Origin of the sequence: Halolamina salina (genome assembly GCF_042678005.1) — an archaeon.
GTDB classification, from domain to species: domain Archaea; phylum Halobacteriota; class Halobacteria; order Halobacteriales; family Haloferacaceae; genus Halolamina; species Halolamina salina.
In genome coordinates, this window is the sequence record NZ_JBHUDH010000034.1 from 15619 (window position 1) to 20880 (window position 5262).

Here is a 5262-nt window from a genome sequence, read left to right on the forward strand (position 1 = left end):
GAGCGAAGCGAACGAGTCGGCTGGGGAGGCCTGTGGGCTGTGCGGGGCGGTGCGGTCGCAAGTTGCCAAGTATCGAGTTGCTGTTGCTGTTTGCCGTCGCGGTCGAACGACACCCACAAACAACCAAACCGAAAATCGCCCGAAAAAGCCCTACTCCATCAGGAATTCAATAGCGGCGCCCTGCCCGAAGCCAACACAGAGCGTCGCCAGCCCCCGACTGTCCCCGCGCTTCTCCATCTCGTGCAGCAGCGTCACGGGCAGGCGCGCCCCGCTCGCGCCGAGTGGGTGGCCGATCGCGATCGCGCCGCCGTTGACGTTGAACTGGTCGTCCGGGATGCCCAGTTCCTCCTGTGCGTACACACACTGGGAGGCGAACGCCTCGTTCAGTTCCACGAGGTCGTAGTCCTCGATGTCCGTCCCCGCACGCTCCATCAGCCCCTTCGCCGCCGGCACGGGGCCGATCCCCATCACCGTCGGGTCGACGCCGGCGACCTCGTTCGTGCCGATCTCGGCGACGACCTCGAGGCCATGCTCCTCGGCGAACTCCTCCGAGGTGACCATCACCAGCGACGCCCCGTCGGAGATCTGGCTGGAGTTGCCCGCCGTCACCGTCCCGTCGCCCGTGAACGCCGGCGGGAGATCGGCCAGCTTCTCGGCGGTCGTGCCCGGGCGCAGTCCCTCGTCCTCTTCGACGACGCCGTCCTCGGTCTCGATCGGGAGGATCTCGTCGTCGAAGCGGCCCGACTCCGTGGCCTCGACCGCGCGCTGCTGGCTTCGGGCGGCGTACTCGTCCTGTGCCTCCCGGCTCACGTCGTACTCCTCGGCGACCTTCTCGGCGGTCATCCCCATCTGGAGCTGGAACACGTTGTACCGCTCGGAGATCCCCGGATGGAGGTACTCGTAGGAGTCGCCGTCCATCGGCACCCGGCTCATGTTCTCGACGCCGCCGGCGATGATGCAGTCGCGGTTCCCGGCGGCGACCGCGTCGGCCGCGGAGATGACCGCCTGCATCGAGGAGGCACACCAGCGGTTGATCGTCGTCGCCGGCGTCCCCTCGCCCAGCGGCGAGAGCAGCGAGATGACGCGGGCGACGTTGTTGTCCTGCTCGCCGCGCTGCTGGGCGACGCCCCACATCAGGTCCTCGACCTCCTCGGGGGCGACGCCGGTCGTTTCCAGCGCGTCCTCGATCAGCGGGACCGAGAGGTCCTCGCTTCTGGTCTCCGCGAAGACGCCGTCTTCCTTCCCCTGCGGGGTCCGTCGAGCGTGTACGACGACAGGTGTCGACATACCCCGCACTGGGGGCGGCACCGGGATAAATCCGACCGAACGCGGCGTGCGTGGTCGAGCGTTTCCGATCCCGACGGAGAAAGTACTTACAGCCCCGCCGGGACCGTTCCGGACGTGTCCCGCCCCGCTCGCTGGGCGCGCCGTCGCCCGGTCGCGGCCGTGCTGGCGCTGACGGCGCTCGCCCTCCTCCTCCGGCTGGTCGCGCTGGGCGACCGGACGATGCACTGGGACGAGGCCCGCGTCGCCTACTGGACGCTGCGGTACGTCCGCGGCGCCGGGTTCGTCTACCGCCCCGTCATCCACGGCCCGTTCGTCCCGATCACCGTCGCGCCGCTGTTCCGGCACCTCGGCCCGACGGCGTTCGCGGCCCGGCTCCCGGTCGCGATCCTCGGCGGACTGGCGCCGCTGTCGGCGCTACTCTTCCGCCGTCCCAACATCTCTACCCCAAACACGCTCGATATCGGCCTCGACGACGCCGAAACCGTCGCGCTCGCGGCGTTGCTGGCTGTCACGCCGAGTCTCGTCTACTACTCACGGTTCATGCGCTCGGACGTGCCGCTGGCCGTGTTCGCGCTGGTCGCGCTTGGCTTTGCGGTCCGGGCGCTCGCGACCGGGCGTCGACGCCACGTCGTCGCCGCGGGCCTGTTCGTCGGCCTCGCGATCCCGACGAAGGAGAACGTCCTGCTGTACGCCGTCTGTGCGGTCGGGACGGCGGCAGTCGCGGTCTGCTGGCCCGCCGTGATCCCGCTGCTCCCGTGGCGCGCCGAGAGCGAGCCGAGAGCCGCGGCGACGGCGGCGTTCCGGGATTCGCTCGGTCGCGCCCGCGCTGCCGTTTCCCGCCACCTGCTCGCCGTTCCACTGGCGCTGCTGGTCGCACTGCTCCCAGTCGTGTTCTTCCTCGCACCGCGGGGTCCCGCGGGCGACCCTACGCTGGGCGCCGCGCTGGCGGGTGAGGCGGGCTGGCTCGCGCTGATCGAGCGCGCGACCGTGGGGACGTGGGAGACGTTCGCGTCGAGCCTCTGGGCCGGCAGTCGGGGACACTCCTACCCGATCTACGCCGGGAAGTTACTGGGCTACCTGCTGGTCGGCGCGCTCCCGGTCGTCGTCGGCGCGGGCGTCGCGTTCGTCCGGGAACTTCGCTCGCCGTCGCGCCCGTTGGTCGTCCCGCTTTTCGCGTGGGGCGCCGCCGCGATGCTGGGCTACCCGCTGGCGACGGACATCCCGGCCCCCTGGATCTCGCTGCACATCGCGTTCCCGCTGTTCGTTCCCGCCGCAGTCGGGTGGGTCGCGATCGTCCGGGAGCGCGCGTGGGACGTTGCTCTCCCGGACTCCGAGACGCTCCCCGATTCCGAGACGCGCCGGCGGTACGCCCGCTACGCGCTGGCCGGGCTGGTGGTGCTCTCGGCGGTACAGGTGCCGCTGGTGCTCGCCGCCTCCTCGATCACGCCGCCGCTGTACGTGAACGTGCTCGCGCAGTCCGCCCAGCCGCCCGACGACCTCTCGCCGATGCAGGCGACTGTCGACGATTCACTCGACGACGGCGGCGTGCTGTTCTACGGCGAGGCGTACTACCTCCCCAACGAGACGGTCGACGACGACCCGCCGACGGCGGGCGAGCAGTGGCTCGGCTGGTGGCTCGGCCGCCTGCCGATGGCGTGGTACGTCGAGCGGGCGGGCGCGGAGTCGTCGTACGCTCGCGACGCCGAGGCGCTGCGCGACCGTGAGTCGATCCCGCCGGTCGTGTTCGCCGCGCCCGGGGAGACCGAGGAGGCGGCGTCGGTCCTCGACGAACGGGGGTACGAGCGGACGCGCTACGAACTCGGGCTCTACCACGAGCAGGCGGTCGTCGTGTTCGTCGACGAGTCGAGGCTGGACGGGGTGACGGACAGGTCTGTCCACTCCTGAACGGGGCTGGGGTCCGACGCGCTTAACCGATTGGCCCGGCAACTGTATCGGGATGAGCGACCCCGCCGTCGACGTCGTAGAGTTCCTGTTGACCGCACACACCTACACCGAGGAGGAGGAGTTGGACGAGGACGACCTCCCCCCGCGATACCGGCAGGTGTTCTGGTCCGACGGGTCCATCGAGCGTCCGCTGGCAGTCACGCAGGACCGCGCGCGAACCGCCACCAGCGTCGATCACCCCTGGGACGCCGTCTCCGATCTCCTCTTCACCCAGCGAACGGAGTTCTCCGGCGAGATCTCGCTGACCCAGCCCGACATGGCGCTGGAGTGGTACCTCGATCACGCCGACGAGGATCGGCTCGCCGCCAACCCCACGCTGGCCTACGCCGCCGAGAACGACGCCGACGCCGACGTCGACGTCACCCGCGAGCAGGCCCGCGAGGAGAACCAGCCCATTCAGGCCGACCGCGTCTGGATCGACTCGCTGCTCGACGAGTACTTCGATGAGGAGGAGGACGCGGAGATGCTCGACCTCGTGCACATCCTCGCGCCCGAGGAGATCGAGACCACGCTCGACGACCTCGTCCTCACCGAGGACCAGAGCAACGAGGTCCAGAAGATCGTCACCGCGATCGAGAACCGCGACTACCTCGCCAGCATCGGCCTGAGCGAGATCGGGAAGATCCTGTTCGTCGGCCCGCCCGGCACCGGGAAGACCACCATCTCCCGCGGGCTGGCCCACGAGCTCGGGCTCCCGTTCGTCGAGGTGAAGCTGTCGATGGTCACCAGCCAGTATCTCGGCGAGACGGCCAAGAACGTCGAGAAGACGTTCGAGGTTGCCAAGCGGCTCTCCCCGTGTATCCTGTTCATCGACGAGTTCGACTCCGTCGCGAAGACCCGGAAGTCCGACGAGCACGCCGCGCTGAAGCGGGCGGTCAACACGCTGCTGAAGAGCATCGACGACATCTCGCTGGTGCGCGACGAGGTGCTCACGGTGGCCGCCACGAACCACCCCGACCAGCTCGACGCCGCCGCGTGGCGGCGCTTCGACGAGGTCGTGAACTTCCCCAAGCCCGACCGCCAGATGCGCGCGGACATCCTCCGCATCGTCACCCAGGACATGCAGATGGCGGAGTTCGACCCCGACGCGGTCGCCGACGAGACCGAGGGACTCACCGGCTCCGACCTCCGGATGGTGCTGCGGGAGGCCGTCCTGCAGGCGCTGACGGAGGGCCGACGCGAGCTCACACAGGAAGACGTGATGGACGCGGTCAAGGGGTTCGAGGAGCGGGACAACCTCAAGAACATGGACGACTTCGAGAACTGGGAGGGCTCCCCGGGGAGCGACACCGAGTCCGACCACGACCACTCACACGACGGCGCCCACGAACACGAGCACGAAGTCGAGACGGAACCCTCAGACGACTGACGACGGCGCCCGACCTGCCACCCGAAGCCGCGGGGTACAAGCCGTCCGCGCTCGACGGCTCCCGCATGGATCGCGCAGACTTCTTCGACAAACTCGACGAGGAGCTTCGCACCGACGCGTACGCCGACGTGGACGCAAGCCCCAACGGGCTGCAGATCGGGAGTCGGGAGGGCGAACTGGAGACCGTCGCGTTCGCCGTCGACGCCGCCGAGGCGACGATCGAGGCCGCACTCGACGCCGGCGCCGACGCGCTGGTCACCCACCACGGGATCGTCTGGGGCGGGCTGGACCGCGTCACCGGCCGCGAGTACGACCGGATCGAGCCGCTGATCCGAAACGACCTCCCGCTGTACGTCTCCCATCTCCCGCTGGACGGCCATCCGACGATCGGTAACGCCGCCGGCGTGGCGGACCTGCTGGACCTCGCGGCACGGGAGCCGTTCGGCGAGGTCGGTCCCGAGACGGTCGGCCTGCTCGGCGAGCGCGAGGAGCCGATCAACGTCGGCGCACTCTCGGAGCTGCTGGCCGACGAACTCGACACCGGCGGCGAGGGCGTCCAGACGCTCGCGTTCGGCCCCGAAACGGTCGAGCGGGTGGCGGTGCTCACCGGCAGCGGCGCCGACTGGCTGGACGAGGCCGTC

At 69.8% G+C, this 5262-nt stretch carries 4 protein-coding genes; 3 read left to right on the forward strand and 1 reads right to left on the reverse strand.

What is annotated here, in order from left to right; translation table 11 throughout:
• Positions 1-150 precede the first annotated feature (150 nt).
• Positions 151-1287: a thiolase family protein gene (locus ACFR9S_RS04320; protein WP_379732584.1), complete on the reverse strand. Its 1137-nt coding sequence runs from the start codon at positions 1285-1287 to the stop codon at positions 151-153.
• 114 nt (positions 1288-1401) lie between these two features.
• Between ACFR9S_RS04320 and ACFR9S_RS04325 the strand changes: the two genes are divergently transcribed.
• From ACFR9S_RS04325 to ACFR9S_RS04335, 3 genes are all read left to right on the forward strand, one after another.
• On the forward strand, positions 1402-3192 hold the full coding sequence (locus tag ACFR9S_RS04325) for a flippase activity-associated protein Agl23 (protein WP_379818130.1): 1791 nt from the start codon (positions 1402-1404) through the stop codon (positions 3190-3192).
• Between the two features lie 52 nt (positions 3193-3244).
• On the forward strand, positions 3245-4621 hold the full coding sequence (locus tag ACFR9S_RS04330) for an ATP-binding protein (RefSeq protein ID WP_379732302.1): 1377 nt from the start codon (positions 3245-3247) through the stop codon (positions 4619-4621).
• A 65-nt stretch (positions 4622-4686) separates the two neighbouring features.
• A partial coding sequence (locus tag ACFR9S_RS04335; RefSeq protein ID WP_379818132.1) for a Nif3-like dinuclear metal center hexameric protein occupies positions 4687-5262 on the forward strand: 576 nt, incomplete at its 3' end.

Bases quoted from the DNA above. Each gene is read 5' to 3' on its own strand.
- ACFR9S_RS04320 (WP_379732584.1), bottom strand. From the start codon at position 1,287: ATGTCGACACCTGTCGTCGTACACGCTCGACGGACCCCGCAGGGGAAG.
- ACFR9S_RS04330 (WP_379732302.1), top strand. From the start codon at position 3,245: ATGAGCGACCCCGCCGTCGACGTCGTAGAGTTCCTGTTGACCGCACAC.